Annotated in this window: 24 protein-coding genes; 8 read left to right on the forward strand and 16 right to left on the reverse strand. The window is 75.4% G+C overall.

Features of this window, described 5'->3' with window-relative positions; translation table 11 throughout:
* Positions 1-333 precede the first annotated feature (333 nt).
* From OOK41_RS26630 to rimP, 12 genes are all read right to left on the reverse strand, one after another.
* The gene (locus tag OOK41_RS26630; protein ID WP_117666468.1) at positions 334-1,263 is read right to left on the reverse strand and encodes a bifunctional riboflavin kinase/FAD synthetase; all 930 of its coding nucleotides are present in this window, start codon (positions 1,261-1,263) and stop codon (positions 334-336) included.
* A gap of 95 nt (positions 1,264-1,358) precedes the next feature.
* The gene (truB, locus tag OOK41_RS26635) at positions 1,359-2,201 is read right to left on the reverse strand and encodes a tRNA pseudouridine(55) synthase TruB (RefSeq protein WP_243639264.1); all 843 of its coding nucleotides are present in this window, start codon (positions 2,199-2,201) and stop codon (positions 1,359-1,361) included.
* Between the two features lie 191 nt (positions 2,202-2,392).
* Positions 2,393-3,709, reverse strand: coding sequence for an MATE family efflux transporter (locus OOK41_RS26640; RefSeq protein ID WP_266267117.1), 1,317 nt, complete (start codon positions 3,707-3,709; stop codon positions 2,393-2,395).
* Positions 3,710-4,339: 630 nt separating this feature from the next.
* Positions 4,340-4,549: a DUF6186 family protein gene (locus OOK41_RS26645; RefSeq protein ID WP_207892624.1), complete on the reverse strand. Its 210-nt coding sequence runs from the start codon at positions 4,547-4,549 to the stop codon at positions 4,340-4,342.
* Positions 4,549-4,956 (reverse strand): hypothetical protein, encoded by a 408-nt coding sequence (locus OOK41_RS26650; RefSeq protein WP_117666461.1) that lies wholly within the window; start codon positions 4,954-4,956, stop codon positions 4,549-4,551. Before OOK41_RS26650 ends, OOK41_RS26645 begins: the two co-directional genes overlap by 1 nt.
* A 64-nt stretch (positions 4,957-5,020) precedes the next feature.
* The gene (locus tag OOK41_RS26655; RefSeq protein ID WP_117666459.1) at positions 5,021-6,061 is read right to left on the reverse strand and encodes a bifunctional oligoribonuclease/PAP phosphatase NrnA; all 1,041 of its coding nucleotides are present in this window, start codon (positions 6,059-6,061) and stop codon (positions 5,021-5,023) included.
* The gene (gene rbfA, locus OOK41_RS26660; RefSeq protein ID WP_266267118.1) at positions 6,058-6,549 is read right to left on the reverse strand and encodes a 30S ribosome-binding factor RbfA; all 492 of its coding nucleotides are present in this window, start codon (positions 6,547-6,549) and stop codon (positions 6,058-6,060) included. Before rbfA ends, OOK41_RS26655 begins: the two co-directional genes overlap by 4 nt.
* Positions 6,550-6,687: 138 nt before the next feature.
* Positions 6,688-6,984 carry a DUF503 domain-containing protein gene (locus tag OOK41_RS26665; RefSeq protein ID WP_266267119.1) on the reverse strand — a complete coding sequence of 99 codons (297 nt, stop codon included), beginning with the start codon at positions 6,982-6,984 and terminating at the stop codon, positions 6,688-6,690.
* 90 nt (positions 6,985-7,074) lie between these two features.
* Complete coding sequence (gene infB / locus OOK41_RS26670) at positions 7,075-10,089, reverse strand: translation initiation factor IF-2 (RefSeq protein WP_117666455.1); 3,015 nt, start codon at positions 10,087-10,089, stop codon at positions 7,075-7,077.
* A gap of 93 nt (positions 10,090-10,182) precedes the next feature.
* Positions 10,183-10,515 (reverse strand): YlxR family protein, encoded by a 333-nt coding sequence (locus tag OOK41_RS26675; protein ID WP_117666453.1) that lies wholly within the window; start codon positions 10,513-10,515, stop codon positions 10,183-10,185.
* Positions 10,516-10,531: 16 nt separating this feature from the next.
* Positions 10,532-11,575: a transcription termination factor NusA gene (gene nusA / locus OOK41_RS26680; RefSeq protein ID WP_117666451.1), complete on the reverse strand. Its 1,044-nt coding sequence runs from the start codon at positions 11,573-11,575 to the stop codon at positions 10,532-10,534.
* Entirely contained in the window at positions 11,572-12,264 is a 693-nt protein-coding gene (gene rimP, locus OOK41_RS26685) for a ribosome maturation factor RimP (RefSeq protein ID WP_117666449.1), read from the reverse strand. Before rimP ends, nusA begins: the two co-directional genes overlap by 4 nt.
* A gap of 228 nt (positions 12,265-12,492) precedes the next feature.
* Here rimP and OOK41_RS26690 point away from each other — a divergent pair, with 228 nt between their 5' ends.
* From OOK41_RS26690 to OOK41_RS26720, 7 genes are all read left to right on the forward strand, one after another.
* Entirely contained in the window at positions 12,493-12,945 is a 453-nt protein-coding gene (locus tag OOK41_RS26690; protein ID WP_207892639.1) for a hypothetical protein, read from the forward strand.
* On the forward strand, positions 12,942-13,391 hold the full coding sequence (locus OOK41_RS26695; protein WP_117666447.1) for a ferritin-like domain-containing protein: 450 nt from the start codon (positions 12,942-12,944) through the stop codon (positions 13,389-13,391). The genes OOK41_RS26690 and OOK41_RS26695 overlap by 4 nt, the downstream gene beginning before the upstream one ends.
* A 92-nt stretch (positions 13,392-13,483) precedes the next feature.
* Positions 13,484-14,092, forward strand: a complete 609-nt coding sequence (locus OOK41_RS26700; RefSeq protein ID WP_266267120.1) for a PadR family transcriptional regulator — start codon at positions 13,484-13,486, stop codon at positions 14,090-14,092.
* A gap of 23 nt (positions 14,093-14,115) precedes the next feature.
* Complete coding sequence (locus OOK41_RS26705) at positions 14,116-14,841, forward strand: ABC transporter ATP-binding protein (protein WP_117666947.1); 726 nt, start codon at positions 14,116-14,118, stop codon at positions 14,839-14,841.
* Positions 14,838-17,651: an FtsX-like permease family protein gene (locus tag OOK41_RS26710; RefSeq protein WP_266267121.1), complete on the forward strand. Its 2,814-nt coding sequence runs from the start codon at positions 14,838-14,840 to the stop codon at positions 17,649-17,651. The genes OOK41_RS26705 and OOK41_RS26710 overlap by 4 nt, the downstream gene beginning before the upstream one ends.
* 72 nt (positions 17,652-17,723) lie before the next feature.
* Positions 17,724-18,221 carry a nitroreductase family deazaflavin-dependent oxidoreductase gene (locus OOK41_RS26715; protein WP_266267122.1) on the forward strand — a complete coding sequence of 166 codons (498 nt, stop codon included), beginning with the start codon at positions 17,724-17,726 and terminating at the stop codon, positions 18,219-18,221.
* Between the two features lie 75 nt (positions 18,222-18,296).
* Positions 18,297-19,007 (forward strand): nucleotidyltransferase domain-containing protein, encoded by a 711-nt coding sequence (locus OOK41_RS26720; RefSeq protein ID WP_117666441.1) that lies wholly within the window; start codon positions 18,297-18,299, stop codon positions 19,005-19,007.
* A gap of 64 nt (positions 19,008-19,071) precedes the next feature.
* On the opposite strand, the gene OOK41_RS26725 is transcribed toward OOK41_RS26720, so the two are convergent.
* Both OOK41_RS26725 and map read right to left on the reverse strand, forming a co-directional pair.
* Positions 19,072-19,785 (reverse strand): VIT1/CCC1 transporter family protein, encoded by a 714-nt coding sequence (locus OOK41_RS26725; RefSeq protein ID WP_117666439.1) that lies wholly within the window; start codon positions 19,783-19,785, stop codon positions 19,072-19,074.
* Positions 19,782-20,639: a type I methionyl aminopeptidase gene (map, locus tag OOK41_RS26730; protein WP_117666438.1), complete on the reverse strand. Its 858-nt coding sequence runs from the start codon at positions 20,637-20,639 to the stop codon at positions 19,782-19,784. The genes OOK41_RS26725 and map overlap by 4 nt, the downstream gene beginning before the upstream one ends.
* A 113-nt stretch (positions 20,640-20,752) precedes the next feature.
* Here map and OOK41_RS26735 point away from each other — a divergent pair, with 113 nt between their 5' ends.
* A complete protein-coding gene (locus OOK41_RS26735; RefSeq protein ID WP_117666435.1) occupies positions 20,753-21,067 on the forward strand; it encodes an STAS domain-containing protein in 315 nt (104 codons plus the stop codon).
* Positions 21,068-21,121: 54 nt separating this feature from the next.
* Here the strand turns inward: OOK41_RS26735 and OOK41_RS26740 are convergent, their stop codons facing one another.
* Positions 21,122-24,208 carry a SpoIIE family protein phosphatase gene (locus tag OOK41_RS26740; protein ID WP_266267123.1) on the reverse strand — a complete coding sequence of 1,029 codons (3,087 nt, stop codon included), beginning with the start codon at positions 24,206-24,208 and terminating at the stop codon, positions 21,122-21,124.
* Between the two features lie 235 nt (positions 24,209-24,443).
* Positions 24,444-24,995 carry a pyridoxamine 5'-phosphate oxidase family protein gene (locus tag OOK41_RS26745; protein WP_266267124.1) on the reverse strand — a complete coding sequence of 184 codons (552 nt, stop codon included), beginning with the start codon at positions 24,993-24,995 and terminating at the stop codon, positions 24,444-24,446.
* Positions 24,996-25,014: the final 19 nt, after the last annotated feature.

The raw sequence follows: 25,014 nt of genomic DNA on the forward strand, positions 1-25,014 counted from the left end.
ACGCGAGGCCCCACGTCGGCTAGTCGACGTCCCCGCCAGACTACCAGCCCGCGCCGGAACCGCCCGCCAAGGGCGGCCCGACCGACCGACGGGACCCGGCCTGGCCTGGGCCGAGGCCGGACCGCGAAACGCGAGCCGACGCGAAACGCGAGCCGGAACGCGAAACGCGGGGCAGGGCGAGAGGGGCAGGGCCGAGCGGCCAGCACGACGTCACTGACATCGCGGCATCCCGGGCCCCAGAAGCCACGACGTCACTGACCTCGTGTGGATCAAGAGCCGGGCGGGCCCCCGGGCCGGGGCCAACGGGCGACGCCGAGAGGCACGCCGCTCGGCTCAGCCGAGGGCGCGGCGGGCGCGCTCGACGTCCTCGGTGATCTGGGCGACCAGTGGCTCGACCGAGTCGAAGCGCACCTGGCCGCGCAGGTGGGTGACGAAGTCCAGGGCCAGCCACTCGCCGTACAGGTCCCCGGAGAAGTCCAGCGCGTACGCCTCGACCCGCCGCTCCCGGCCGGAGAACGTCGGGTTGGTGCCGACCGAGACGGCGGCGGCCAGCCGCTCCCGGTGCCCCCGGCGGACCAGCCGGGCGGCGTAGACGCCGTCGGCGGGCACCGCCACGTAGCGGTGGCAGAGCAGGTTCGCGGTGGGGAAGCCCAGTTCCCGGCCGCGCTGGTCGCCCCGGACCACCACCCCCTCGATCCGGTGCGGACGGCCCAGCGCGGCAGCCGCCGCGGCGACGTCACCGGCGTCGACGCAGGCCCGGATGTACGTGGAGGAGAAGACCGTGCTGTCCTCGGCGACCAGTGGCGCCCCCTCGACCGAGAAGCCGAACGTCCGGCCGAGCCGCTCCAGCAGCGCCACGTCGCCGGCCGCCTTGTGCCCGAACCGGAAGTTCTCCCCCACCACCACCAGGGCGGCGTGCAGGTGCTGGACCAGGAGGTCGTGCACGAACGCCTCGGCCGGCACCCGGGAGAACTCCGGGGTGAACGGCACCACGCAGAGCGCGTCGACGCCGAGCGCCTCGATCAGCTCGGCCTTGCGGGCCGGCTCGGTGAGCACCGCCGGATGCGAACCGGGGCGGACCACCTCGGCCGGGTGCGGGTCGAAGGTCACCACCACCGACTGCACGCCCAGCTCCCGCGCCCGGGCCACGGCGTGCCCGATGGTCGCCTGGTGCCCCTTGTGCACGCCGTCGAAGACGCCGATGGTGACGACCGAACGGCCCCAGCCGCCGGGCGCCGCGTCGTACCCCCGCCACCGCTGCATGACGCTCCTCCCCTGCCTTCCGCGACCGGCCGTACCCCGGCGACGGCCGGTGGGCCGTCTTCCCGCCGGCCGGCCGGCGGCTCCCCGCCCGCCGGTCAGGCCGGGGCGAGCACGATCTCCGCGCGGGCCCGCCCGTCCCGCTCGCTGACGATAGCGATCAGGCCGCCGTCGGGTCCGAAGACCGCGTACGGCCCGGCGATGCCGGCCGGGTCCAGCGGGCCGCCGTGGGAGAGCACCCTGGCCTCGTCGGCGCCGGCCTCCCGGCGCGGGAAGAACCGGTCGGCCGCCGCGTCGAGCGGCAGGTTCACCACCTCGGGCGCGCGCCGCTCCAGCTCGTCGAGGGTCGCCGCCTCGGCCAGGGTGAAGCCGCCGACCGCGGTGCGGCGCAGCGCGGTCAGGTGGCCGCCGACGGAGAGCGCCAGGCCCGCGTCCCGGGCCAGCGCCCGGATGTACGTCCCGGACGAGCAGGTCACGTCGATGTCCACGTCCACCACGTCGGGGGTGTCCCGGCGGATGGCCCGCACGTCGAGGCGACTCACGGTGACCCGGCGGGCGGGCAGCTCGACGCTCTCCCCCTCGCGTACCCGCTTGTACGCCCGCTGGCCGTCGATCTTGATGGCGCTGACCGCGCTCGGCACCTGGTCGATCTCGCCGGTCAGCGCCGCGAACGCCGACCGGACCGCCTCGTCGGTGACCGTCCCGGCCGGGGTGGTGGCCAGCACGTCGCCCTCGGCGTCGTCGGTGACGGTGGCCTGGCCCAGCCGGACCGTGGCCGCGTAGCTCTTGCCGGCGCCGATGACGTAGGTCAGCAGCCGGGTGGCCCGGCCGACCCCGATGACCAGCACGCCGGTGGCCATCGGGTCGAGCGTGCCGCCGTGCCCGACCCGGCGGGTCCGGGCCAGCCGGCGGATCCGCGCCACCACGTCGTGCGACGTCATGCCGCCAGGCTTGTCGACCACGATCAGACCGTCTGCGCTCACGATCGCCAAGCCTGCCAGACCGGCGCGCGGGCCCTGTCGCCGGCACGACGCCACCGCCCGGGGCGGACCCGGACAGCCGCCGCGCCGGGCCCACCGGCGACAGCTACGACGGGGCCGGTGGGCGGACGACGGCGAGGGTTGGTGAGCCGTCAGCGGACCGCGCCGACGACCGCCCAGCCGCCGGAGCGCAGCCGCAGCAGCAGGGCGACCAGCCGGAGCAGGACGAACAGGGTCAGCCCGGCCCAGATCCCGCCGAGGCCCAGGTCGAAGGCGTACGTCAGCCAGATCGCCGGCAGGAAGCCGCCGAACGCCGCGACGATGGTGAGGTTGCGCAGGTAGCGGACGTCACCCGCGCCGATCAGCACCCCGTCGAGGGCGAACACCACGCCACCGATCGGCTGCAACGCCACCAGCCAGGGCCAGGCGACCATGGCCTGGTCGCGGACCTGCCCGTCGGAGCTGAACAGCCCCGGCACGACGCCGGCCCCGGCGGCGATGAGCGCCGCGAACGCCACGCCGCAGGCGGCGCCGACCAACGCCACCCGCCGGGCCAGGGCGCGGGCCCCGTCGTCGTCGCCGGCCCCGAGCGCCGCGCCGATCAGCGCCTGCGCGGCGATCGCGACGGCGTCGAGCACCAGGGCGGTGAAGAACCACAGTTGTACGGCGATCTGGTGGGCGCCGACCGCCGCCGCGCCGAACCGGGCGGCGACGGCGGTGGCGGACAGGAAGCTGGCCTGGAAGGCGACGCCCCGGACCAGCAGGTCCCGGCTGAGCACGAGCTGCTGGCGGATCACCCCCGGGCGGGGACGCAGCGCCACCCGCTCGCCCACCAACGCGGCGGCGAACAGCCCGCCGGAGATGGTCTGGGCCACCGCGTTGGCCACCGCCGAGCCGGTGAGCCCCCACCCGACGGGGTAGACCAGCAGCGGGCAGAGCAGCGCGGAGAGCAGGTTGGGCCCGAGCACGAACCACAGCGGCCGGCGGGTGTCCTGCACGCCGCGCAGCCAGCCGTTGCCCGCCGCGGCGAGCAGCAGCCCGGGGGCCCCGAGCGCCGCGACCCGCAGCCACCGCCCGGCCGCGTCGGCGACCTCGCCGGGCCCGGCGAGCGCGTCGGCCAGCGGGCCGGCACCGAGCTGCATGCCGAGCGCGACCAGCACCCCGACGCCGAGGGCCAGCCAGGACGCCTGCACGCCCTCGGCCACGGCGGCGGCCCGGTCGCCGGAGCCGAACCGGCGGGCGGCGCGCCCGGTGATCCCGTACGCCAGCACGGTGCCCAGCCACGCGATCAGGGTCATCACGGTGCCCGCGACGGCGAGCGCGGCGAGCGCCACCCGGTCGAGGTGCCCCACCACAGCCGTGTCGACCAGGACGTAGAGCGGCTCGGCGGCCAGCACCACGAGAGCCGGCAGGGCCAGCGCGGCGATCCGTCGCGGCGAGGCGACGACGGACGGGGCGGAAGGACTCATCGCCGCCGATCCTGGCACGATCCCGTAAGGACCGCAACACCCCCGACAACTTACCGCCCCGCCGAGCGTCCATGCACTTTCTCGGAAAGAGTGGCCTCACGGCGCCCCGAAGGCACTCTTTCCCAGAAAGAGCACGGGCGCGGCGTGCGGGGTGGATCAGGGCCGGGCGGGTGGCACCCGGCGGTCGGTGATGCCGGCGTCGTGGGACGTGGTCGGCATCACCGGGGGGCGGCCTGGGTCACTGACGGGTGTCCATCGACGTCTGGAGCGCGCGGCGAGCCTGCTCGCGCGCCTCGTCGGTGTTCTCGGGCTTGGGCTTGCTCGGCATGGCTCGGTCCTTCCAGGGTGCGGGCCACGGCGACGTGGTGGCCCTGCGGCCGGTCGTGCTGGCGCCCGCCGGGCGGCCCGGGATCACCGGAGCGGCCGGTCTGGGCGCGTTGGCCCGGGTCGGTCGGACCCTGGAGGGAGGCGGCACCGGGTGCGGCACCACCACCGGTGACCTGCGCCATGACGCACGGCGCCGATCGATTCCCAAGCTATCGTTCAGGTCCACATGCTGCCCACTGTTCCCGCCATCTGGACACGTTGGGATGCCCCCGAGCGGGCGAGGATCACGGAACGGTAACCGGGTCAGCGGGCCAGGAAGTGCCAGCCGAGCCACCACCAGAAGCCGAACAGGCCGATCCGGCCGACGGGCACCGGGCCCACCTCGTAGCGCATCACGTACGCGCAGACGTCGGCCAGCGACGGGATCCGGGAGCCGGGGCGACGGGCGGCCCACTCGACCGCGGCGAAGAGGGCCAGGGCGATGACGAAGCCGCCGATGGCGAGTGCCCGCATCATCGCCGCACCAGCCCCCAGAACGCGGCGAGCCAGGCGAACCAAGCCGCCGAGCGGACCAGTTCGTCCTCCAGCAACGGGTCGGCCAGCCGGGAGAAGGTGGGGAAGTCGTCGCCGGCGTGCAGGACGAAGGTGGTCCCCTCGAACACGCCGAACACGGCCACCGGGAGCAGCCACCAGACCGCGCCCGTGCCGAGCCGGCGGGGTGCCGGCCGGCGCGGCACCCGGGCGCCCAGGCCCAGCCAGATCAACGCGCCCCCGGTGCCGAGGGTGTAGAGGTTCGCCGAGGCGGAGAACGAGGGCAGTTGCCCGCCGACGAGGGAGAGGCAGACCAGCATCGGCACGGAGACCACGGGACGGTCCCAGACCCGGGGCTCCGTGCCGGCGAGCTCGCGCGGGTGATCCATCCCGCAATTCTCCCCGCCGTGACGGAGCGCGGGAAGACCAGCACCCCCCGGAGTCTTCCCTGATCTACGAAGCGATCAACGCCTTGTCCAGCTCGGCGCGGATGCCGGCCAGCACGTCCTCGGCGGTGCCGCGACCGGTGAAGCCGGCCGCGAGCCGGTGCCCCCCGCCGCCGAGGGCGACCGCGACGCGGCTCACGTCCACCGCGCCCTTGCTGCGCATCGACACCGCCCACTCCGCCGGGCGGACCTGCTTGACCACGCAGCTCACGTCGGCCTCGGCGGTGCACCGGACCGAGTCGATCAGGGCCTCCAGCACGTACGGTCGCTGGTCGTGCCGGGCCAGGTCGTCGAGCGTGGCGTACGTCCAGACGAGGCCGTGGCCCCCGGCCGCCGCCGGCTCCAGGCGGGCCCGGCAGAGCACCTCGCCGAACAGCCGCACCGCGCCGAAGGGCCGGGTGTCGAAGACCCGGCGCGAGATGTCGCCGGGCCGGATGCCGGTGGCCAGCAGCCGGGCCGCCAGCTCGTGCACCGCCGGCGTGGTCGCCTCGAACCGGAACGACCCGGTGTCGGTGGTCAGGGCCACGTAGAGGCACTCGGCGATCGCGGCGTCCAGGGTCACCCCGAGCCGGGCCAGCAGTTCCTCGGCCACCACCGAGGTGGCCGCCGCCCGGGGGTCGACCAGGTTGATCCCGCCGAACCGGGTGTTCGAGGCGTGATGGTCGAGCACCAGCGCCGCCCCGGCGGTCTCCAGCCGGTCGACCAGGCCGCCGAGCCGCGACTCGCTCGCCGCGTCGAAGCAGACGACCAGCTCCGGCGCCGGGTCCGCGTCCGCCTCCGGGACCAGCAGGTCCATCCCGGGCAGGCCGCGGATCGGCTCGGGCACCTCCGGCGGGCCGGCGAAGGTCGCCTGCAACCGGCGTACGCCGAGCTGGCGCAGCCCCAGCCCGAAGCCGAGCATGCTGCCCAGCGCGTCCCCGTCGGGGTTGACGTGGCAGATCAGCAGGACCCGGGCGTCGGGCGACAGGCCGCGCACCGCCGCGACGGCGGCGGCCCAGTCGGCCTCGCCCGGGCCGGTGTCGGCCGGCCCGGCGTCGGGACCGGTCACCGCCGGTCCGTGCCGCGGGGGGCGTCCTCGGCGTCGGCGTCCGCCTCGTCGGCGGAGTCGGCGTCTTCCTCGTCGTGCAGCCGGTACGGCTGGGCGTCGCCCGCGTACCGGGCACCGGCGGCGAGGCGCTGCACCTCGGCGTCGGCGCTGCGGGCCTGGGCCAGCAGGTCGTCGATCTGCTTGACCTGGTCCTGCACGTCGTCGAGGACGAAGGTCAGCGACGGCGAGTGACGCAGCCCGAGGGCCTTGCCGACCGTGCTGCGCAGCATCCCCTTGGCGCTCTCCAACGCCGCCGCCGTGCTGGACTGCGCCGCCGCGTCGCCCAGGACGGTGTAGAAGACCGTCGCGTCGCGCAGATCGGCGGTGATCCGGGCGTCGGTGATGGTGATCATGCCGAGCCGGGGGTCCTTGATCTGGCTCCGCACCACCGACGCGACCAGTTCGCGAATCCGCTCCGCGTGCCGGCGTACCTTGGCCGGATCCGTCATCTCGCCCACCTCCACGGCGTCCTGCTCCCGGCCGGAGCGGCGGCGCGGAGCGCCGCCGGATCCGACCGGCCAACAATTCGAACACTACCTTCGCGGTCGGGTCGACCGCCGGGCACGGGCGGCAACGCCCGGCGCCGGTCAGTCGTCGCCGTCGCCGTGCAGGTGACGGCGCACCGACAGCAGCTCGACCTCGGGACGGCCCGCGACCAGGCGCTCGCACGAGTCGAGCACCTCGCGCACGTGCGCGCCCTCCGCGGCCACCACGGCCACGGCTATCTCCGCCCGACCCTGCAGGTCGAGCGCTCCCACCTCGGCGGCCGACACCTCGAAGCGGCGCAGCGCCGCCACGATCGGCCGTACATATGATCTCTTGGCTTTGAGCGACCGGGAGTCGCCCGGCAGCAGCAGGTCGAAGACCGCGGTTCCGGTGAACATCGCCCCGGACGATACCCGCTGTGGCCCCCACATGATCAAGGGGTTTACGCCGTTGCGGGCGTAAACCCCTTGATCAGGGTGTCGAACGGATCAGGCGCGCGGCTTCTCCCGCATCTCGAAGGTCTCGATGACGTCGCCGACCTGGACGTTGTTGTACCCGCCCAGGGTCAGACCACACTCGAAGCCCTCGCGGACCTCCGTCGCGTCGTCCTTGAACCGCTTGAGGGAGCTGATCGTGAGGTTGTCCGCCACGACCGACCCGTCCCGCAGCAGCCGCGCCTTGGCGTTGCGGCGGATGATGCCGGACCGGACGATACAGCCGGAGATGTTGCCGACCTTGGACGAGCGGAAGACGTCGCGGATCTCCGCGCTGCCCAGCTCGACCTCCTCGTACTCCGGCTTGAGCAGCCCCTTGAGCGCGGCGTCGATCTCCTCGATGGCCTGGTAGATGACCGTGTAGTACCGGATCTCCACGCCCTCGCGGTCGGCGATCTCGCGGACCTTGTTGGCGGCCCGCACGTTGAAGCCGATGATCGTGACCGCCTCGGACGAGGCGCTCGCGAGCATGACGTCGCTCTCGGTGATCGCACCCACACCCCGGTGGATGATCCTGAGCTGGACCTCCTCGGGGATGTCGAGGTTGAACAGCGCGTCCTCGAGGGCCTCCACGGAACCGGAGACGTCGCCCTTGAGCACCAGGTTGAGCGAGGTCTTCTCGCCCTCCTTGAGCTGCTCCATGAGCGTTTCGAGGGTGGCCCGGCCGCGGGAGTTGGCGAAGGACGCCGCCCGCCGTCGTGCCTGCCGCTGCTCGGCGATCTGGCGCACCGTACGGTCGTCCGCCGCCGCGAGGAAGGTGTCGCCCGCCCCGGGGACCGCGGTGAGACCGAGCACCAGCACCGGACGGGCGGGGCCCGCCTCGGCGACCTGGTTGCCGTTCTCGTCGAGCATCGCCCGGACCCGGCCGTGCGCCCCGCCGGCGACGATCGAGTCGCCCGCCCGCAGGGTGCCCTTCTGCACCAGCACCGTCGCCACCGCACCACGGCCCTTGTCCAGGTGCGCCTCGATGGCCACACCCTGCGCCGGCCCGTCGATCGGAGCGGTCAGCTCCAGCGACGCGTCGGCGGTCAGCAGGACCGCTTCGAGCAGTTCGTCGATACCGATGCCCGGCTTCGCGGCCACGTTGACGAACATCGTGTCGCCGCCGTACTCCTCGGCGACCAGGCCGTACTCGGTCAGCTGCTGGCGGACCTTGTCCGGGTTCGCCTCCGGCTTGTCGACCTTGTTGACCGCGACCACGATCGGCACGTCCGCCGCCTTGGCGTGGTTCAACGCCTCGATCGTCTGCGGCATCACGCCGTCGTCGGCCGCGACCACCAGCACCACGATGTCGGTGACCTGGGCACCACGGGCACGCATGGCGGTGAACGCCTCGTGACCCGGGGTGTCGATGAAGGTCACCGCCCGGTCCTCGCCCTCGTGCGGGACGTGGACCTGGTAGGCCCCGATGTGCTGGGTGATGCCGCCCGCCTCGCCGGCCACGACGTTCGCCTTGCGGATCGCGTCGAGCAGCTTGGTCTTACCGTGGTCGACGTGACCCATGACGGTCACCACCGGCGCACGGCTGACCAGGCGGTCCTCCGCGACCTCGGCGTCGAGGTCGATGTTGAACTGCGCGAGCAGCTCGCGGTCCTCGTCCTCCGGGCTGACGATCTGCACGTCGAAGCCGAGGTGCTCACCCAGCAGCAGCAGGGTCTCGTCGGAGCAGGACTGGGTCGCGGTGACCATCTCGCCCAGGTTGAACATCTCCTGGACCAGCGAACCCGGGTTGGCGTTGATCTTGTCGGCGAAGTCCGACAGCGAGGCGCCACGGGAGAGCCGGACGACCTGACCCTGACCCCGGGGGGCACCCGAGCTCATGGTCGGGGCCGACAGGTTGTCGAACTCCTGTCTGCGCTGCTTCTTGGACTTGCGGCCACGGGTCGGCTTACCGCCCGGACGCCCGAAGGCACCCGCGGCGCCGCCGCCACGGCCACGGCCGCCACCACCCGGACGACCACCGCCGCCGGCCGGGGCGCCCGGACGGAAACCGCCGCCGGGAGCACCGCCGCCACCGCCGGGACCGCCGCGGTAGCCACCGCCACCGCCGGCGCCACCACCGGGACCGCCGCGGAAGCCACCGCCGCCGCCACCGCCACCACCGGGACCGCCGCGGAAGCCACCGCCGCCGCCACCGGGACGACCCGCGCCACCGCCGCCGCCGGGACGACCCGCGCCGGGGCCGCCGGGGCGACCGGGGCGCTGGCTCGGCATGGAGGCCGGACTCGGCCGAGGCGGCATGGAGGCCGGACTCGGCCGGGGCGGCATCGACGCCGGGCTCGGGCGGGGACCGCCACCACCGGCGGCCGGGGGCCGCTGCTGCTGACCGCCCTGGATGCCGAACGGGTTGTTACCGGCGCCGCGCGCCGGCGGACGACCGCCCGGACGGGCACCCGGGCCCGGGGCCGGCGCGCCGGGGCGACCGGCGGCCGGGGAGCCCGGCCGGGGCGGCATCGCACCCGGACCCGTGCCCGGAACCGGACGCGGGCCGGGGCGGGGACCACCCTCGGTGGGGGGCTCCCGACGGACGTTCTCCCGCTGCTGCTGCCGGGCGGCCTGGGCGGCCTTGACCGCCGCCTCCTGCTCGGCCTTCAGCGCGGCGGCGCGCGCCTCGGCGGCCGCCACCTCGATGTCGTGGGCGCTCGCCGGCTTGGCGACCGGGGTCACCGGCTGCGGCGGGCCGGGAAGTGGCCCCTTGGGCTTCGGGCCGGGGGTCGGCGGGCCGGGCCGCCGCGGCGGCATCGGCTTCGCCGCGACCCGGGGGGCACCCGGGGTCGGGGACGGGGACGGGGTCGGCGTCGGACTCGGTGCGACCGCCGGAGGGGCGGCCGGCGCCGGGGAACCGGCGGAGGCGACGAATGCGTTGCGCAGCCGCCGGGCGACGGGCGCCTCGACGGTGCTGGACGCGGACTTCACGAACTCGCCCATTTCCTTCAGCTTGGCGAGAACGGTCTTGCTTTCGACCCCGAGCTCCTTAGCAAGCTCGTGTACGCGGGCCTTACCTGCCACTGCACTCCTCACTCCGAGGTCGTGCGGGCAGCACCCGCAGCGACCTCACTCGTGCACTTGAAGCCTGGTCATTTCAGGGACTTCATCGTGTGCTCATGTCGGTCGTCCTACCTTGCTAGCGACCCTCGCCCGGTCGGGATGACCGGACGTAGTGGTTGGCGCATCGAGATGCTCGGCCAGCTCACCGTGATCGACGACCCCGGTGACCCGCAACGCGCGCCCGAAGGCGCGGCGTCGCACCGCCAGCGCGAAGCAGGCCGGATCTGGGTGCATGTTCGCTCCCCGACCCGGCAGCCTGCGAGCCGGATCGGGCCGGAGGCTGTGACCAGCCTCGTCCCCGACCGCGACCATCCGCAGCAATTCGCTGGCCGGCGCACGTCGCCGGCAACCCACACAGGTGCGCTCCGGCAGCGCGCGTCGTACCACCGGAAGAAGTCTACCCCTAGCTGCCCGAGATCGCTCCGCCCGGCTCCCGGACGTGATCGGCCCCGCTCCGCGCGGCCGTGGAAGTCTGCTCCGCGTCCGACCGGATGTCGATCCGCCAACCGGTCAACCGGGCAGCAAGTCGGGCATTCTGCCCCTCCCGGCCGATCGCCAGCGAGAGCTGGAAGTCTGGCACGGTCACCCGGGCGGTGCGGGTGGCGAGGTCCACCACCTCGACCCGCAGCGCCTTGGCCGGCGACAGCGCGTTGCCGACGAAGGTGGCCGGGTCGTCCGACCAGTCGATGATGTCGATCTTCTCGCCGTGCAGCTCGCTCATCACCGCGCGGACCCGCTGGCCCATCGGGCCGATGCAGGCGCCCTTGGCGTTCACGCCCGGCGTGGTGGAACGCACCGCGATCTTCGTGCGGTGGCCGGCCTCGCGGGCGATGGCGCCGATCTCCACGGTGCCGTCGGCGATCTCCGGGACCTCCAGCGCGAACAGCTTCTTCACCAGCGCCGGGTGGGACCGGGAGAGGGTGATCTGCGGGCCGCGCATCCCCTTGGCGACGTGCACCACGACGCAGCGGATCCGCTCGCCGTGTTTGGGCTGCTCGCCGGGGACCTGCTCGGACTGCGGCAGCACGCCCTCCAGCTTGCCCAGGTCGACCGTGATGATGCCCTTCTCGGACCGCGCCTCGTGCGCCTGCACCACGCCGGTGACCAGGTCGCCGTCGCGGCCGACGTACTCGCCGAAGTGCACCTCGTCGGTGGCCTCCCGCAGCCGCTGGAGGATCACCTGCTTGGCGGTCATGGCCGCGATCCGGCCGAAGTCGTGCGGGGTGTCGTCCCACTCCCGCACCACGCTGCCGTCGTCGTCCAACTCCTGGGCGTAGACCAGGGCCGCGCCGGACTTCCGGTCGATCTCCACCCGGGCGTGCGGTTCGGCCCCGTCGGTGTGCCGGTAGGCGGTCAGCAGCGCGGTCTCGATCGCCGCGAGGATCGTGTCGAACGGGATCTCCCGCTCGCGCTCGAGTGCGCGCAGCGCCGCGAGGTCGATGTTCACCTCTCCTCGTCCTCCACATCATCTTCGTCGTCGATGTCGTCAATGTCCTCGATGTCGTCGAGTTCGTCGTCGCCCGCCTCGTCGAGGCGGTGGAACTCGACCTGAACCCGGCCGGGGCCGAGCTCGGTGTGACGGAACTCCGCGCGGCCGGAATCGGTCTCCAGCACCACGCGCTCGTCGTCGGCCTCGACCACCCGGCCGGTGACCTGGCGGTCGCCCGCGGGCTGCTCGGCGCGCGGCCCGGGCAGCGCGGCCCTGGCGGTCACCTTGACCAGCCGGCCGACGTTGCGCCGCCAGTGCCGGGGCAGGGTGAGCGGGCGGTCCACTCCGGGGGAGCTGACCTCGAGCTGGTACTCGCCGGCCAGGATGTCGCCGCCGGCCTCCTCGGCCGCGTCGAGCGCGGCGGAGACGGCCCGGGAGACGTCCGCCACCGCGTCCAGGCTGATCCCGCCGTCGGCGTCCACGATCACCCGCACCACGTGCCGGCGGCCGGCCCGGGAGACGGAGATGTCCTCCAGGTCGTACCCGGCCTCGTTGACGACCGGCTCGACCACCGCGCGCAACCGGGCCCGCCGGGCCGCGAGGTCGCCCCGGGGGCCGCCGACGCGGTCACCGCCCCGGGGGCCGTCGGCGCGCCGGGGTCTCCCCGTCGGCCCCGTCGACCTGGTGGCACGGCCACGCTGCGTCATCTGGCGCACCCTTTCGTGATCGACGGCGCCCGGTCGGACGCCATGCCGGCACGCCACCGGCGCTCCGCCCCGGTGGCTGCGCAGAGCGTAACGCGCCCACCGCGCGACGGGCCGGGCGGCGCACCGACGCCGGTCGCCCCCGTCCGTGCTCGGATGGTGTTGACTTGTCCGGTGGCGAGGGGCAGAACGACACAGCACGACCGGGCACCAGGACATTCCCGACGAAACCTGCTGCGGGCCGGCGCACTGCTGACGCTCGGCGGTGCCGCCGCACCGCTGACCGGCTGTGATCTTTTCGACCGCGAGGAACCGGACCCGGCCCCCGATCCGCTCGAACCACTCGCCGCCGAGGCGCGCGAACTGGCCGCCCGGCACCGCGCCGCGCTGGCCGCCGACCCGGGCCTGGCCGGGCTGCTCACCCCGATCGCCGAGGCCCACGAGGCGCACGCCGCCGAACTGGCGACGCTGTTCGGCCGCCCGGCGTCCGCGTCCCCGGGCGGGCCGTCGGCCGGGGCCAGCGCCGGCGGCGACCGGGCGGCGACGCTGGCCGACCTGCGGCAGGCGGAGCAGCGCGGGCGCGAGTCGGCCGCGAAGCTCTGCGCCGGGGCGCCGGCCGGGCGGGCGGCGCTGCTCGGCTCGATCGCCGCCGCCCGGGCCACCCACGTGGAGGCGCTGAAATGATCCACCGACAGGCACCCTCCGGGCCGGCCCAGGCGCTGGCCGACGCGCTCGCCGCCGAGTACGCCGCGGTCTTCGCGTACGCGCCGATCGGGGTCCGGCTCACCGACGCCGCCCGCACGGCCGCCCGCCGGGCCGAGGCGGCGCACCGGGCCCGGCGCGACGCGCTGGTGCTCCAGCTCAGCGCGGCCGGCGGCCCGGTCCCCGCCGACAAGGCCGGGTACGCGCTGCCCTTCCCCGTCACCGACGCGGCCAGCGCGCTGCGGCTGGCGGTCGAGGTGGAGGAGCGCACCGCCGCGTTCTGGCGGGCGGCGCTGCCGCACACCACCGGCGCGGACCGCAACCGGGCCCTCGCGGCGCTGACCGACTGCGCGGTGCGGGCCACCCGCTGGCGGCGCACCGCCGGGGTGACCCCGGTCACCGTCGCGTTCCCCGGCCGGCCCGACTGACCGGCTGCGGAGCGTTTCCGCTGCTCACCGTGGAGCCGCGGGCCACCGCCCCCGGTTGCGGACGGCATACCAGGTATGCATACTCCGGAGCCATGTCCATCCGTCACGGTCTGCTCGCGCTGCTCGAACGCGGCCAGATGTACGGCTACCAGCTCCGGGCCGCGTTCGAGGAGTCGACCGGCTCGACGTGGCCGCTGAACATCGGGCAGGTCTACACCACGCTGTCCCGGCTGGAGCGGGACGGGCTGGTGCGCCCGCTGCCGGAGAACGAGGGCGGGCAGCGGCCGTACGAGATCACCGACGCCGGGCGGGCGGACCTGGCGCTGTGGTTCGCGACCCCGATCAGCCGGACCGACCGGCCCCGCGACGAGCTGGCCATCAAGCTGGCCCTGGCGCTGACCACCCCGGGCGTGGACGTGCGTTCGGTGGTGCAGACCCAGCGCACCGCCACCATGCGGGCGTTGCAGGAGTTGACCCGGCTGAAGTACGCCAGCGACCGTCCCGAGGACCTGCCCTGGCGGCTGGTGCTGGACGCGATGGTGTTCCAGGCCGAGGCGGAGATCCGCTGGCTGGACCACTGCGAGACGAGCCTCGTGCGGCACCGGCCGGCGACGGGGCCCGGCGGCCGGCCTGCCTCCGCCGGCCGGCCGCCGGAGACGGCGCAGACGGCGGGTCGGAACGGCGAGGAGGCACGGCGGTGAGCGGACCGGACGACGCGCCGGAGGTGGGCACGGCGGTGCTCGACCTGCGCGACGTCCACCGTACCCACGGCAGCGGCGAGGCAGTCGTGCACGCCCTGCGCGGCGTCAGCCTCACCGTCGGCCCCGGCGAACTGGTCGCGGTAATGGGGCCCTCCGGCTCCGGCAAGTCCACGCTGCTCGCCCTGGCCGGCGGGCTCGACGGGCCGACCGCGGGCGAGATCCTCGTCGAGGGGCAGCCGCTGGGCGCGCTCGACCGCCGGGCACTGGCCCGGGTGCGCCGCCGACGGATCGGCTACATCTTCCAGGACCTCAACCTGCTGGGCAGTCTCACCGCCGCCGAGAACGTCGCGCTCCCCCTCGAACTGGACGGCGTCGGCGTCCGGCAGGCGCGGCGGGCGGCCCGGGCCGCGCTCGACGAGGTGGGGCTGACCGAGCTGGGCGGGCGCTTCCCGGACCAGCTGTCCGGCGGGCAGCAGCAGCGGGTGGCCATCGCCCGGGCCCTGGTCGGCGAGCGACGGCTCGTCCTCGCCGACGAGCCGACCGGCGCGCTGGACTCGCAGACCGGCGAGGCGGTGCTGCGCCTGCTGCGCCGCCGGGTCGACGCGGGCGCCGCCGCCGTGCTGGTCACCCACGAGGCCCGACACGCCGCCTGGGCCGACCGGGTGGTGTTCCTGCGCGACGGGGTCATGGTGGACTCGACGGCGCCGCTGGGCGGCGTCGAGCAGCTCCTGGCCGGCAGCGGTCGGTGAGCCCGAAGCGGGCGGCCACCGCCCCGCTCCGGCAGGGCCGGCGCCCGGCCGACGTGCCGGGGCCGGCCCCGGCGGGCGGGGGCGACGCCCGCGCCCGGCAACGGCGGATCGTGGCGGCCCTGCGCTCCTGGCGGGCCGCGCTGCGTATCGCGCGGCGGGAGGCCGGGCGGGCCCGCGGACGCACCGCGCTGGTGCTCGCGATGATCACCCTTCCCGTGCTGGCGCTGGCCTTCGCCGCCGTCAGCTACGACATGTCCCGGCTGACCCGGGCCGAGCGGATCGACCGGCAGCTCGGCACCGCCGACGCGGAGCTGCGCTGGCTGGCCGACGGCCCGCTGACGCAGGACGCCTGGGGCGACAACGGCTACCCCCGCGACGGCGTCCAGCACCGGACCCGGCCGGTCACCGCCACCGAGCTGACCGCCCAACTGCCGCCCGGCAGCCGGGTCGGCGAGGTGCTGTGGTGGGTGCCGTTCGAGGTGCGCGTCGGCAACCGGCGCGAGATGTTCGACGGCCGGCAGCTCGACCTCGGCGATCCACTGCTGCGCGGGCAGGCCCGGCAGCTCGCCGGCCGCCCGCCGACGGCCGCCGACGAGATCGGGCTGAACCGGGCGGCGCTGCGCCGGCTGCACGTCCGGCCCGGCGACCGGGTCGCCCCGGCCGACGGCTCGGGCGACCGGACCGTGGTCGGGGTGGTGGAGTTCCCCGACGACCTGGGTCCCATGGTGGCCCTGCCACCGACGGCCCGCGCGCCGGTCGGTTCGCGGGGCGAGACGAGGTGGCTCGCCGACCTGCCGGACGACGTCGACCCCGGACTGACCGACCGGCTCAACGCGCGCGGGATCGCGGTGGTCGCCCGCACCCCGGCGCCCCACCCCGGGGTCGACGTCGGGCTGCTCGGCGCGTCGGTGAGCGCCGAGGACGCCGGCAACGCGGTGTTGATCGGCGGCCTCGGTCTGCTGGAGGTCGTGCTGCTGGTGGGGCCGGCGTTCGCCGTCGGGGTGCGCCGCCGACGGCGGGACCTCGCCCTGGTCGCCGTGGCCGGCGGGGACGCCGCCCACCTGCGCCGCATCGTGCTGGCCGACGGGGTGGTGCTGGGCTGCGCCGGGGCCGCCGCCGGGCTGGCGCTGGGCATCGCCGCCGCGGTCGCCGCCCGGCCCCTGACGGAGGAGTACGTCGTCCAGGCGCGGTTCGGAGCGTACCGGATCTTTCCGGCCGCCCTGGCGGCGATCGCCGCGGTCGCGGCGCTGGCCGGGGTGCTCGCGGCGCTGGCGCCGGCCTGGACCGCCGCCCGGCAGGACGTGGTGGCCGGGCTGGCGGGCCGGCGCACCCCGCCCCCGCACCGGCGGCGCTGGCCGCTGCTCGGGGCGGCGCTGACCGCCGGCGGCGCGGCGGTGGCGGCGCTGGGTGCCGCCCGCAGCGTCACGCCGGTGCTCTTCGCCGGCCTGGTCCTCGGCGAGCTGGGGTTGGTCTTCGCCACCCCGACGCTGGTCGGGTTGCTCGCCCGGGCCGGCCGGTGGCTGCCGCTGGCCCCCCGGGTCGCGCTGCGGGACGCGAGCCGCAACCGCGCCTCCGCCGCCCCGGCCATCTCGGCGGTGATGGCCGCGGTCGCCGGCAGTGTCGCCCTCGGCGTGTACGTGGCCAGCGACGACGCGCGCACGACGGCCACCTACCGGCCGGGCCTGCCGTACGGCCACGTCCTGGTCCTCGACTCCGGCGCCGCGACCGGGCCGCTGCCGCCGGTGGCCCGGGTCGCCGAGGTCGCTGCCGCCGAGCTGCCGCCCAGCACGGTGGCCCGGGTCGACGCCCCGGCCTGCGCCGCGCCCGCCGCCACCGCCGGAGAGTGGTGCGAGGTCCGGGCGGAGTTGCCGCCCGGGCAGGCCTGCCCGTACGAGGTGCCGCAGTTCCGGGACGCCGCCGTCCGGCTGCGCGCCCGGGCCGATCCGCGCTGCGTCGGATGGCTGTCGGGCGGATACTCCGGCTACTCGCTGCCGTCGGTGGTGGACGACGGCGACGCGCTGGCCGCGCTCACCGGCGCCGCCCCGCAGGAGGTCGCGGCTGCCCGGCGAGTGCTGCGGGCCGGCGGCGCCGTGGTGACCGACCCGCGCTACCTCCTCGACGGCCGGGTCACCCTGGCGGCGACCCGGACGCCCGACGAGCCGGAGTCGAGGGGCACCGTCCGGTCCACCGTGCCCGGGTACGTGCTGCGCGGCGAGGTCGAGGTGGACCAGCTCGTGCTGTCCCACGCCGCCGCCGCCCGGATCGGGCTCGCCGCGCGCCAGGTCGGCTATGTCCTGGCCACCGACGCGGCGCCGACCCCCGACCAGCGGGACCGCTTCGACGCCGAGCTGCGGCGCCTCGCCCCGCTTGAGGTGGTCGTCGAGCGCGGGCGTCCGGACATCGACCGGCGGCCGGTCCTGCTGCTGCTGGCCATCGCCTCCGGCCTGATCACCGTCGGCGCGGCGGCCGTCGCCACCGGCCTCGCCGCGGCCGAGGGACGGGCCGACCTGTCCACCCTGGCGGCCGTGGGCGCCAGCCCCCGGTTACGCCGGGTGCTGTCGCTCTGCCAGGCCGGGGTGATCGCCGGGCTCGGCTCGGCGCTGGGCATCGTGGCCGGGCTGGGCACCGCCGTGATCGTCCTGGCCGCCACGAACCGCCGGTACGCCACGGCCTGGCCGGTGCAGGAGCCGTACCCGGTCGTGGTGCCCTGGCCCACCCTGGGGGTGCTGGTGGTGGTGCCGCTGGTGGCGATGCTCGGCGCGGGCCTGTTCACCCGGTCCCGGCTGGCCGTCGAGCGCCGCCTCGACTGACTGCGCCGGCGGGCCGGCGGCGGGTCCGGATCGGGGGTGCCGCCGCCGGCCCCGGGGCGGCAGACTGGTCGGGTGCCCGCACTCGGAAGCCTCACCCGTCGCCTCGGCCACCACCGCTGGTTCGGCGCGGTGGCCCGGCTGCTCGTCCCCGCCGACCGGGTGGTCGGCCGGCTCACCCGGGGCCGGGTGGTCGCGCTCGGCCTGATCCCCTCGCTCGTCATCACCACCACCGGCCGGCGCTCCGGCCTGCCGCGCAGCAACCCCCTGCTGTACGTCCCGGACGGCGACGCCTACGTGGTGATCGGCTCCAACTGGGGGCAGCAGCACCAGCCCGGCTGGGCGATGAACCTGCTCGCGCGCCCCGAGGCGGAGGTGGACGTCAAGGGCCGGCGGGTGGCCGTCCGGGCCGAGGTGGCCACCGGCGCGGAACGCGACCGGCTCTGGACGCTGCTGGTCACCGAGTGGCCGGCGTACCGGACGTACGTCGAACGGGCCGGCGGGCGGGAGATCCGCGTCTTCCGGCTGGTGCCGGCCGGGCGCGGCGAACCGGGCGACGCCGCCGACCGGTGACTAGGGTGGAGCCGGCGTCGCGGCGGCCCTCCCGGCGGCCGGCCCGGCGGGCAGTCGGCGAGGCAGAGGTGGTTCGTGGACCCGTACCAGGACGATCCCCGGTGGTCGGTGGCGGAGCGGGTCGCGGACGCCGCGAGGCGGCGCTTCCCGGCCGACGTCCTCGCGGTCGCGGCGCACGGCCCGCTGGCCCACGGTGACGACGACGGCGGCGGGGACGGCGAGGTCGGGCTGCTGATCGCCACGTACCGGGCCGGCGCGGGCCCGGCCCCGGCGACCCGCCGGGTGGACGGCGTCCTGGTCGACCTGAGCGTCGCCGCCGCCGACGAGCACCTCCGCCAGGCGCGGGCGATCACCGCGCTGTGGCCGCTCACCGCCGACCGGTACGTCACCACCCGGCCGGTGCACGACCCGACCGGCTGGCTGCCGACGCTGCGCGACGAGCACCTGGCCCGGCTGGCCCGGGCCCGGCCGGCGGAGTTCACCGACGCCGCCCGGCAGGCGTGGTACCGGGGCTGCGCCGCGCACTCCCGGGCCGCCCGGCTCGCCGCGTGGTACGAGACGGACCAGGCGCTGCTGATGCTCGGCGAGGCCCGGCTCGCGGCGGCCACGGTGAACGGGCTGCTCAGCCGCACCTACTTCCGGGACCCGGGGGACGCGGTCCGGCGTACCGGGCTGGCCGGGGCGGACATGACCGAGGTCGGCGCGGTGCTGGCCCGGCAGGCCGAGGAGCTGGCCGCCCGGGGCCGGCCCGTCGACGGGACCATCGACGACCTGCTCGCCGGCTGATCCCGGCCGCACGGGCGGTGGTTCGCCGGCCCCGCGCCGCCGGCGGTCGGGAGGGTGCCCCTGCCTACAGGCCGCCCTGGATGCCGATCAGGCTGCCGACCAGGTACGTCGCGCCGGCCGCCGCCCCGCCGAGCAGGAGCTGCCGCAGGCCGCTGGACCACCAGGGGCGCCTGGTGAACCGGGCCACGACCGCCCCGGCCACGAACAGCCCGACCCCGCCGACGGCCAGCGCCAGCCACAGGCTGGTCGCGCCGAACAGGTACGTCAGCAGCGGGACCAGCGCACCGACCGAGAAGAACAGGAACGACGAGGTCGCCGCCGCCCACGGGCTCGGCTGCACGTCCGGGTCGACGCCCAGCTCCTCCTGGACGTGCACGCGCAGCGCCTCCTCCGGGTTGCGCCGCACCGCCTCGGCGACCTGGGTGGCCAGGTCGCGGGGCAGGCCCCGGGCCACCCACGCGTCGGCCAGCTCGCGGGCCTCCGCCTCCGGGTGCCGTTCCAGCTCCCGGCGCTCCTTGGCCACCTCCGCCGCCACCTGCTCGTTGGCCGACCGGACGCTGGTGTACTCGCCGAGGCCCATCGAGATGGCCCCGGCGACCAGGCCGGCGGCACCGGTGAGCACGATGCTGCGCGGCGACACCCCGCCGCCGCCGACGCCCGCGATCAGGGCGATGTTGGTGACCAGGCCGTCCATCGCGCCGAACACGGCCGGCCGCAGCCAACCGCCGGACACGTCCGCGTGGTGCGCCTCACGAAGGGCTGCGGGGGTCTCGGTCATGGCAGGGTCAGGATCTCGTGACCGTCCTCGGTCACGAGGATGGTGTGCTCGAACTGGGCCGTCCACCTGCGGTCCTTGGTGACCACCGTCCAGCCGTCGTCCCACATGTCGTACTGGTACGTGCCGAGGGTGATCATCGGCTCGATGGTGAAGGTCATCCCCGGCTCCATCACGTCCGTGGGGCGGGGGCTGTCGTAGTGCGGCACGTAGAGCCCGCTGTGGAAGGACTCCCCGATGCCGTGGCCGGTGAAGTCGCGGACCACGCCGTAGCCGAACCGCTTGGCGTACGACTCGATGACCCGGCCGATCACGTTGATCTGCCGGCCCGGAGCGACCGCCCTGATTCCCCGCATCATCGCCTGGTGGGTCCGCTCGACCAGCAGCCGGGCCTCCTCGCCGACCTCCCCCACGCAGAAGGTCGCGTCGGTGTCGCCGTGCACCCCGTCGAGGTACGCGGTGACGTCCACGTTGATGATGTCTCCGTCGGCCAGGACCGTCGAGTCCGGGATGCCGTGGCAGATCACCTCGTTGAGGCTGGTGCAGCAGGACTTCGGGAAGCCCTTGTAGCCGAGCGTCGACGGGTAGGCCCCGTGGTCGCAGAGGAACTCGTGCACCACCCGGTCGATCTCGTCGGTGGTCACCCCGGGCTTGCAGTGCTCCCCGGCTAGCTGGGTGGCCTGGGCGGCGAGCCGGCCGGCCACCCGCATCTTCTCGATGGTCTCCGGGGTCTGCACGTGCGAGCCGCGCCACTCCTGGGGACGCTTCTTGCCCACGTACTCCGGTCGGACGATGTGACCCGGCACCGGTCGCATCGGGGAGAGCGTGCCGGGGGTCAGCGGCGCACGGACGGTCATGGCGCAAGCCTATCGCCGGCCCGGCTCGCGACGCGCGGGCGCGGTGCCCGGCGGCGGCCGTGACCTCTCCCACGACGACGACCTACCACAACCGCTGTGCGATCGTGTGCTGCGTGGATCAAGGGGGAACACCTCCCGTCTTCGCCGCCCGGGCGGAGACCGACGGCGAACACGTCCGCGTGGTGGTCTCCGGCGAGGTGGACATGGCCACGGCCGACACGATGCTCCAGAGCGTCCTGCGCGAGCCGGCCGGCCGGGTCACCCTCGACCTGCGGGCGGTCACCTTCTTCGACTCCGTCGCGATCCACGCCGTGGTCCAACTCTCCCGGCGCTACCCGGACGCGCTGACCGTGCTGCCGTCCCGCCAGGTCCGGCGGGTGCTGGAGATCTCCGGCCTGGCCGAGCAGACCTGGGTCGCCCCGGCCTGAGCCCGGCCTGAAACCCGCCGGCCGCGCCCGGTCCACCCCGACGGCCGGCCGCGGTCAGTCCTGGAGCCGCCGGCGCAGCGTCACTTCCGTCCCCTCGGCGGTCCGGCTGACCGTCAGGTCGCCGAGCGCCCTGATCAGCTCCAGCCCCCGGCCGCGGAAGCCCGCGCCGGTCGACTCCCGCCACCGCCCGGTGTCCAGGACGGTGGCCACCACCGTGCGGTCGGCGATGGTCACCTCCACGCCGATGGTCGGCTCGGTCGGCTCGACCGGATGCTCGATGGCGTTGGCGGCGGCCTCCGAGACCGCCACGGTCAGGTCGAACAGGTCGGTCTCGCCGACCCGGTGGGCGACGAGGAAGTCCTCCAGGCGCCGGCGCAGCACGCTGAGCCGGGCCGGGTCGGCCGGCAGCCGCAGCGCGAACCGGTTCGGCTCGGTCGCCTCCAGCGCGAGGACCGCGACGTCGTCGCGGCGGGGCCGGGAGGCCACCCGCTCGACGACGGCGTCGACCAGGTCGGCGACGTGCCCGGCGTGCCGGGTGGCGTCGGCGCGCAACTGCCCGAGGGCGGCGTCGATGCCGAGCTGGCGGTCCTCGATCAGGCCGTCGGTGTAGAGCAGCAGCCGGGAGCCGGGGGCCAGCTCGTCCTCCAGCGTCCGGTACGAGGCGGCGGGAATCGCACCGACCGGCGGCCCGAGTGCGCGGTCGTGCAGGAAGCCCACCGCGTCTCCTCGGATCAGCAGGGGAGACGGGTGCCCGGCGCTGGCGTAGCGCAGCCGCCCGGTGCGGGAGGAGAACCACAGGCAGACCACCGTCGCGAACGACGGCTGCTCGGTCGAGCCGACCAGCCGGTTGAGCCGGGTCAGCGACTCGCCCGGGTCGTAACCCTCCAGCACGTACGCCCGCAGCGCGTTGCGGAGCTGACCCATCGCGGCGGCGGCGCGGACGCCCTTGCCGACCACGTCGCCGATGACCAGGACGAGTTCGTGGTCGTCGAGCTCGACGACGTCGTACCAGTCGCCGCCGACCTCCACGTCGGCGCTGCCGGGCAGGTAGCGGCTGGCCACCACCGCGCCAGGCAGCCGGGGCAGCGTGCGGGGCAGCAGGCTGTGCTGGAGGGTGGTGACGATGCGGTGCTCGGCCTCGTAGAGCTGGGCGTTCTCCAGCCGTACGCCGATCAGCCGGGCGAGCTGGGTCAGCGCGGCCCGGACGGTGTCGGTGGACCCGTCGGCGCGCCCCCAGACCCGCAGCTCGCCGAGCTGCTCGCCGGCGGTGCCGGTCAGCGGCAACACGACGGACGGTTCGACGGCGGCCGGGCCGCCGCCGTCGGTCTCGTAGCGGGCCCCGGTGGCGGTGACCACCACCCGGGCGGCCTCGGCGAGGCCGAGCGCGTGCCGGGCGGCCACCTGGAGCACCTCGGCGGTGGTCCGGGCGGTGTTCACCTCGACGGCGGCGTCGGCCAGCGCGTGCAGCCGCCGGATGATCTGCCCGCGTAGCTGGCCCAGCTCGACGTTCGCCCGGACCCGGGCGATCAGCTCCTCGCTGGAGAACGGCTTGGTCAGGTAGTCGTCCGCGCCGACCGACAGGCCGGCGACCGCCTCGGCCGAGCCGGCCCGGGCGGAGAGCAGCACGATCGGCACGTGCCGGGTACGCGGGTCCGCGCGCAGCGCGGTGACCAGGCCGAACCCGTCCAGCCGGGGCATCATCACGTCGGTCAGCACCAGGTCGAACGGGGTCTGCACGGCCTGACGCAGGGCCTCCACCCCGTCCGGCACGCCCACCACCTCCCAGGTCGGGGAGAGCAGCCGGGCGACGTGCTCGCGCAGGTCGGCGTTGTCGTCGGCGAGCAGGATGCGGCCGGCCGGGCGCCGGTCGAGCGGGCCGGCGGACACGGCCGCCGAGGTGGCCGGCGGCGCGTCGGCCCACAGCGAGCTCTCGGCGGCGAAGAGCCGGGCCTGCGCCGGTTCGGCAGGGGCGGCCGGTACGTCGGCGGTCGCGACCCGGGCGGCGGGCAGGTCCTCCAGGGGCCCCAGCACCAGGGTCAGCGGGGTGCGGAACTCGTGGCTGACGTTGGCGAAGAAGCTCGTCTTGGCCCGGTCCAGGGCGGCCAACTCGGCGGTCCGGGCCCGCTCCTGCTCGTACGCCCGCTGCCGGCCCACCGCGCGGGAGAGCTGGGCGGCGACCAGGTCGAGGAACGTGCGGTAGTCGTCGGTGAGCGGCAGCCGGGCGGACACTCCCACCACGAGGGCCCCCGCGGGCTCGTTGGTCGCGGTGAGCGGCAGCACCAGCGCCTGCCCGGCGACCCCGTCCGGCACCTCGGCCAACAGGTCGGCGACGTCGACCGTGCCGGCGGCCCCGCCGTCGGCGACCCGGCTCAGCACGGCCGTGGCGGCCGCGCCGAGCGGTGGCAGGTCGATCGCCGCGCCGCCGCTGCGGGCGGCGAGGGTGAGCCGGCCGGTGCCGTCGCGCAGGTAGACCAGGTCGAACGGGACGTCGGCCCGGTGCCGGTCGAGCACCCGGGCGAGGACCGTCCCCAGCTCGCCGGACTGCTCCGCCTCGGCCAAGCCGGCGCCCAGCTCGGCCAGGGCCCGCAGCCGGCGCTCGCCGAGCACCCGGCCGGTGGTCTCGCTCACGATGCAGAAGATCCCGTTGATGCCGCCGTCGGCGTCCCGGATCGGGTCGTAGGAGACGTCGAAGTAGACGTCCTCCAGGAAGCCGTGCCGGTCGAGCACGAAGGGGTGGTTCTCGCCCCGGTACGGCTCGCCGGTCTCCCGGACCGAGTCGAGCAGCGGCCCGAGCACGTCCCAGGTCTCCACCCAGTGCTCCCGGGCGGGCTGGCCGATCACGTGCGGATGCTTGGCGCCGATGGTCGGCAGGTAGGCGTCGTTGTAGAAGGCGCGGTGCTCCGGCCCCCAGAACATCACGATCTGTGCCCGGGAGGAGAGCATCGTGGCGACCGCGTGGCACAGCGCCGCCGGCCAGCCGGCCGGCGAGCCGAGCGGACTGCTGGTCCAGTCGAACCCGCCCAGCCGCTCGCCCATCTCGCCGCCGGCGTCGAACGCGGCCGTGAGCAGCGGCGGGATGGTCTCGTCGATGGTCCCGACGGACGGGTGCAGCCCGTCCTCGCCCCCCTGGGCCGAGTTCATACACCCTCCCGCACCGGGCCGCGTCCCCCCGACGACCGCCAGATCGTCGCCCCCCGACGACCGATGATCGTCGCCGTGCCCCGCCTTCTACCCAGACGGACCAGCAACGTAACGCGTCGGTCGGGAACGACGCTGGTAACCCGCGTGCCACCCGAACGCCCACGGCCGGCGGACGGTGGGGACGGCAGCCGCCGCCCACCACCGGCGGAAACGGGCGGGACGGCGGCGTCCGGCGTCAGAAGACCGGCAGGCCGTCGATGCTCGCGGCGTTCTTCGTGGCCCGGTAGGTGACCAGGTCCTCGGCGGTGCGCCGGGAGTGTGACCTGACCAACAGGTCCCGGTCCCCCTGATAGTCCATGAGGGGCACCGCGTACCCGCAGGAGTCGCTGACCCGGTCGACGTCGACCGTGATCACCGCGCGGGCGGAGTGCAGGTCCGGCGGGTCGGGGAAGTCGCCGAGCCGCTCGGCGAAACCGGCGTCCTCCACCGTCACCGCCGTGCCCCGCCCGTGCAGCCGGACGATGTTCGGCGGGCCGGTGAAGGCGCAGAACATCAGCGTGATGCGACCGTTCTGCCGCAGGTGGGCGATGGTCTCCGCCCCGCTGCCGTGGAAGTCGAGCCAGGCCACCCGGTGCGGGCCGAGGATGACGAAGGTGCCGCGCATCCCCTTCGGCGACAGGTTGACGTGCCCGTCGGCGCCGGAGGGCGCGGTGGCCACGAAGAAGACGGGCTGCTCCTCGATGAAGTCGCGCAGCCGCCCGTCGATGGCCGGATAGACCTTCCCCATGCCGCCATCGTCGCACCAC

The sequence above is a fragment of the Micromonospora sp. NBC_01655 genome (assembly GCF_026339755.1).
In the GTDB taxonomy this organism is placed as follows: domain Bacteria; phylum Actinomycetota; class Actinomycetes; order Mycobacteriales; family Micromonosporaceae; genus Micromonospora.

Bases quoted from the DNA above. Each gene is read 5' to 3' on its own strand.
- OOK41_RS26665 (WP_266267119.1), bottom strand. From the start codon at position 6,984: ATGTTCACCGGAACCGCGGTCTTCGACCTGCTGCTGCCGGGCGACTCC.
- OOK41_RS26740 (WP_266267123.1), bottom strand. From the start codon at position 24,208: ATGAACTCGGCCCAGGGGGGCGAGGACGGGCTGCACCCGTCCGTCGGG.
- OOK41_RS26645 (WP_207892624.1), bottom strand. From the start codon at position 4,549: ATGCGGGCACTCGCCATCGGCGGCTTCGTCATCGCCCTGGCCCTCTTC.
- OOK41_RS26640 (WP_266267117.1), bottom strand. From the start codon at position 3,709: ATGAGTCCTTCCGCCCCGTCCGTCGTCGCCTCGCCGCGACGGATCGCC.
- OOK41_RS26630 (WP_117666468.1), bottom strand. From the start codon at position 1,263: ATGCAGCGGTGGCGGGGGTACGACGCGGCGCCCGGCGGCTGGGGCCGT.
- map (WP_117666438.1), bottom strand. From the start codon at position 20,639: ATGACCGTCCGTGCGCCGCTGACCCCCGGCACGCTCTCCCCGATGCGA.
- OOK41_RS26745 (WP_266267124.1), bottom strand. From the start codon at position 24,995: ATGGGGAAGGTCTATCCGGCCATCGACGGGCGGCTGCGCGACTTCATC.
- OOK41_RS26725 (WP_117666439.1), bottom strand. From the start codon at position 19,785: ATGACCGAGACCCCCGCAGCCCTTCGTGAGGCGCACCACGCGGACGTG.
- rimP (WP_117666449.1), bottom strand. From the start codon at position 12,264: ATGACGCAGCGTGGCCGTGCCACCAGGTCGACGGGGCCGACGGGGAGA.
- OOK41_RS26695 (WP_117666447.1), top strand. From the start codon at position 12,942: ATGATCCACCGACAGGCACCCTCCGGGCCGGCCCAGGCGCTGGCCGAC.
- rbfA (WP_266267118.1), bottom strand. From the start codon at position 6,549: ATGACGGATCCGGCCAAGGTACGCCGGCACGCGGAGCGGATTCGCGAA.
- OOK41_RS26650 (WP_117666461.1), bottom strand. From the start codon at position 4,956: ATGGATCACCCGCGCGAGCTCGCCGGCACGGAGCCCCGGGTCTGGGAC.
- OOK41_RS26700 (WP_266267120.1), top strand. From the start codon at position 13,484: ATGTCCATCCGTCACGGTCTGCTCGCGCTGCTCGAACGCGGCCAGATG.
- truB (WP_243639264.1), bottom strand. From the start codon at position 2,201: ATGACGTCGCACGACGTGGTGGCGCGGATCCGCCGGCTGGCCCGGACC.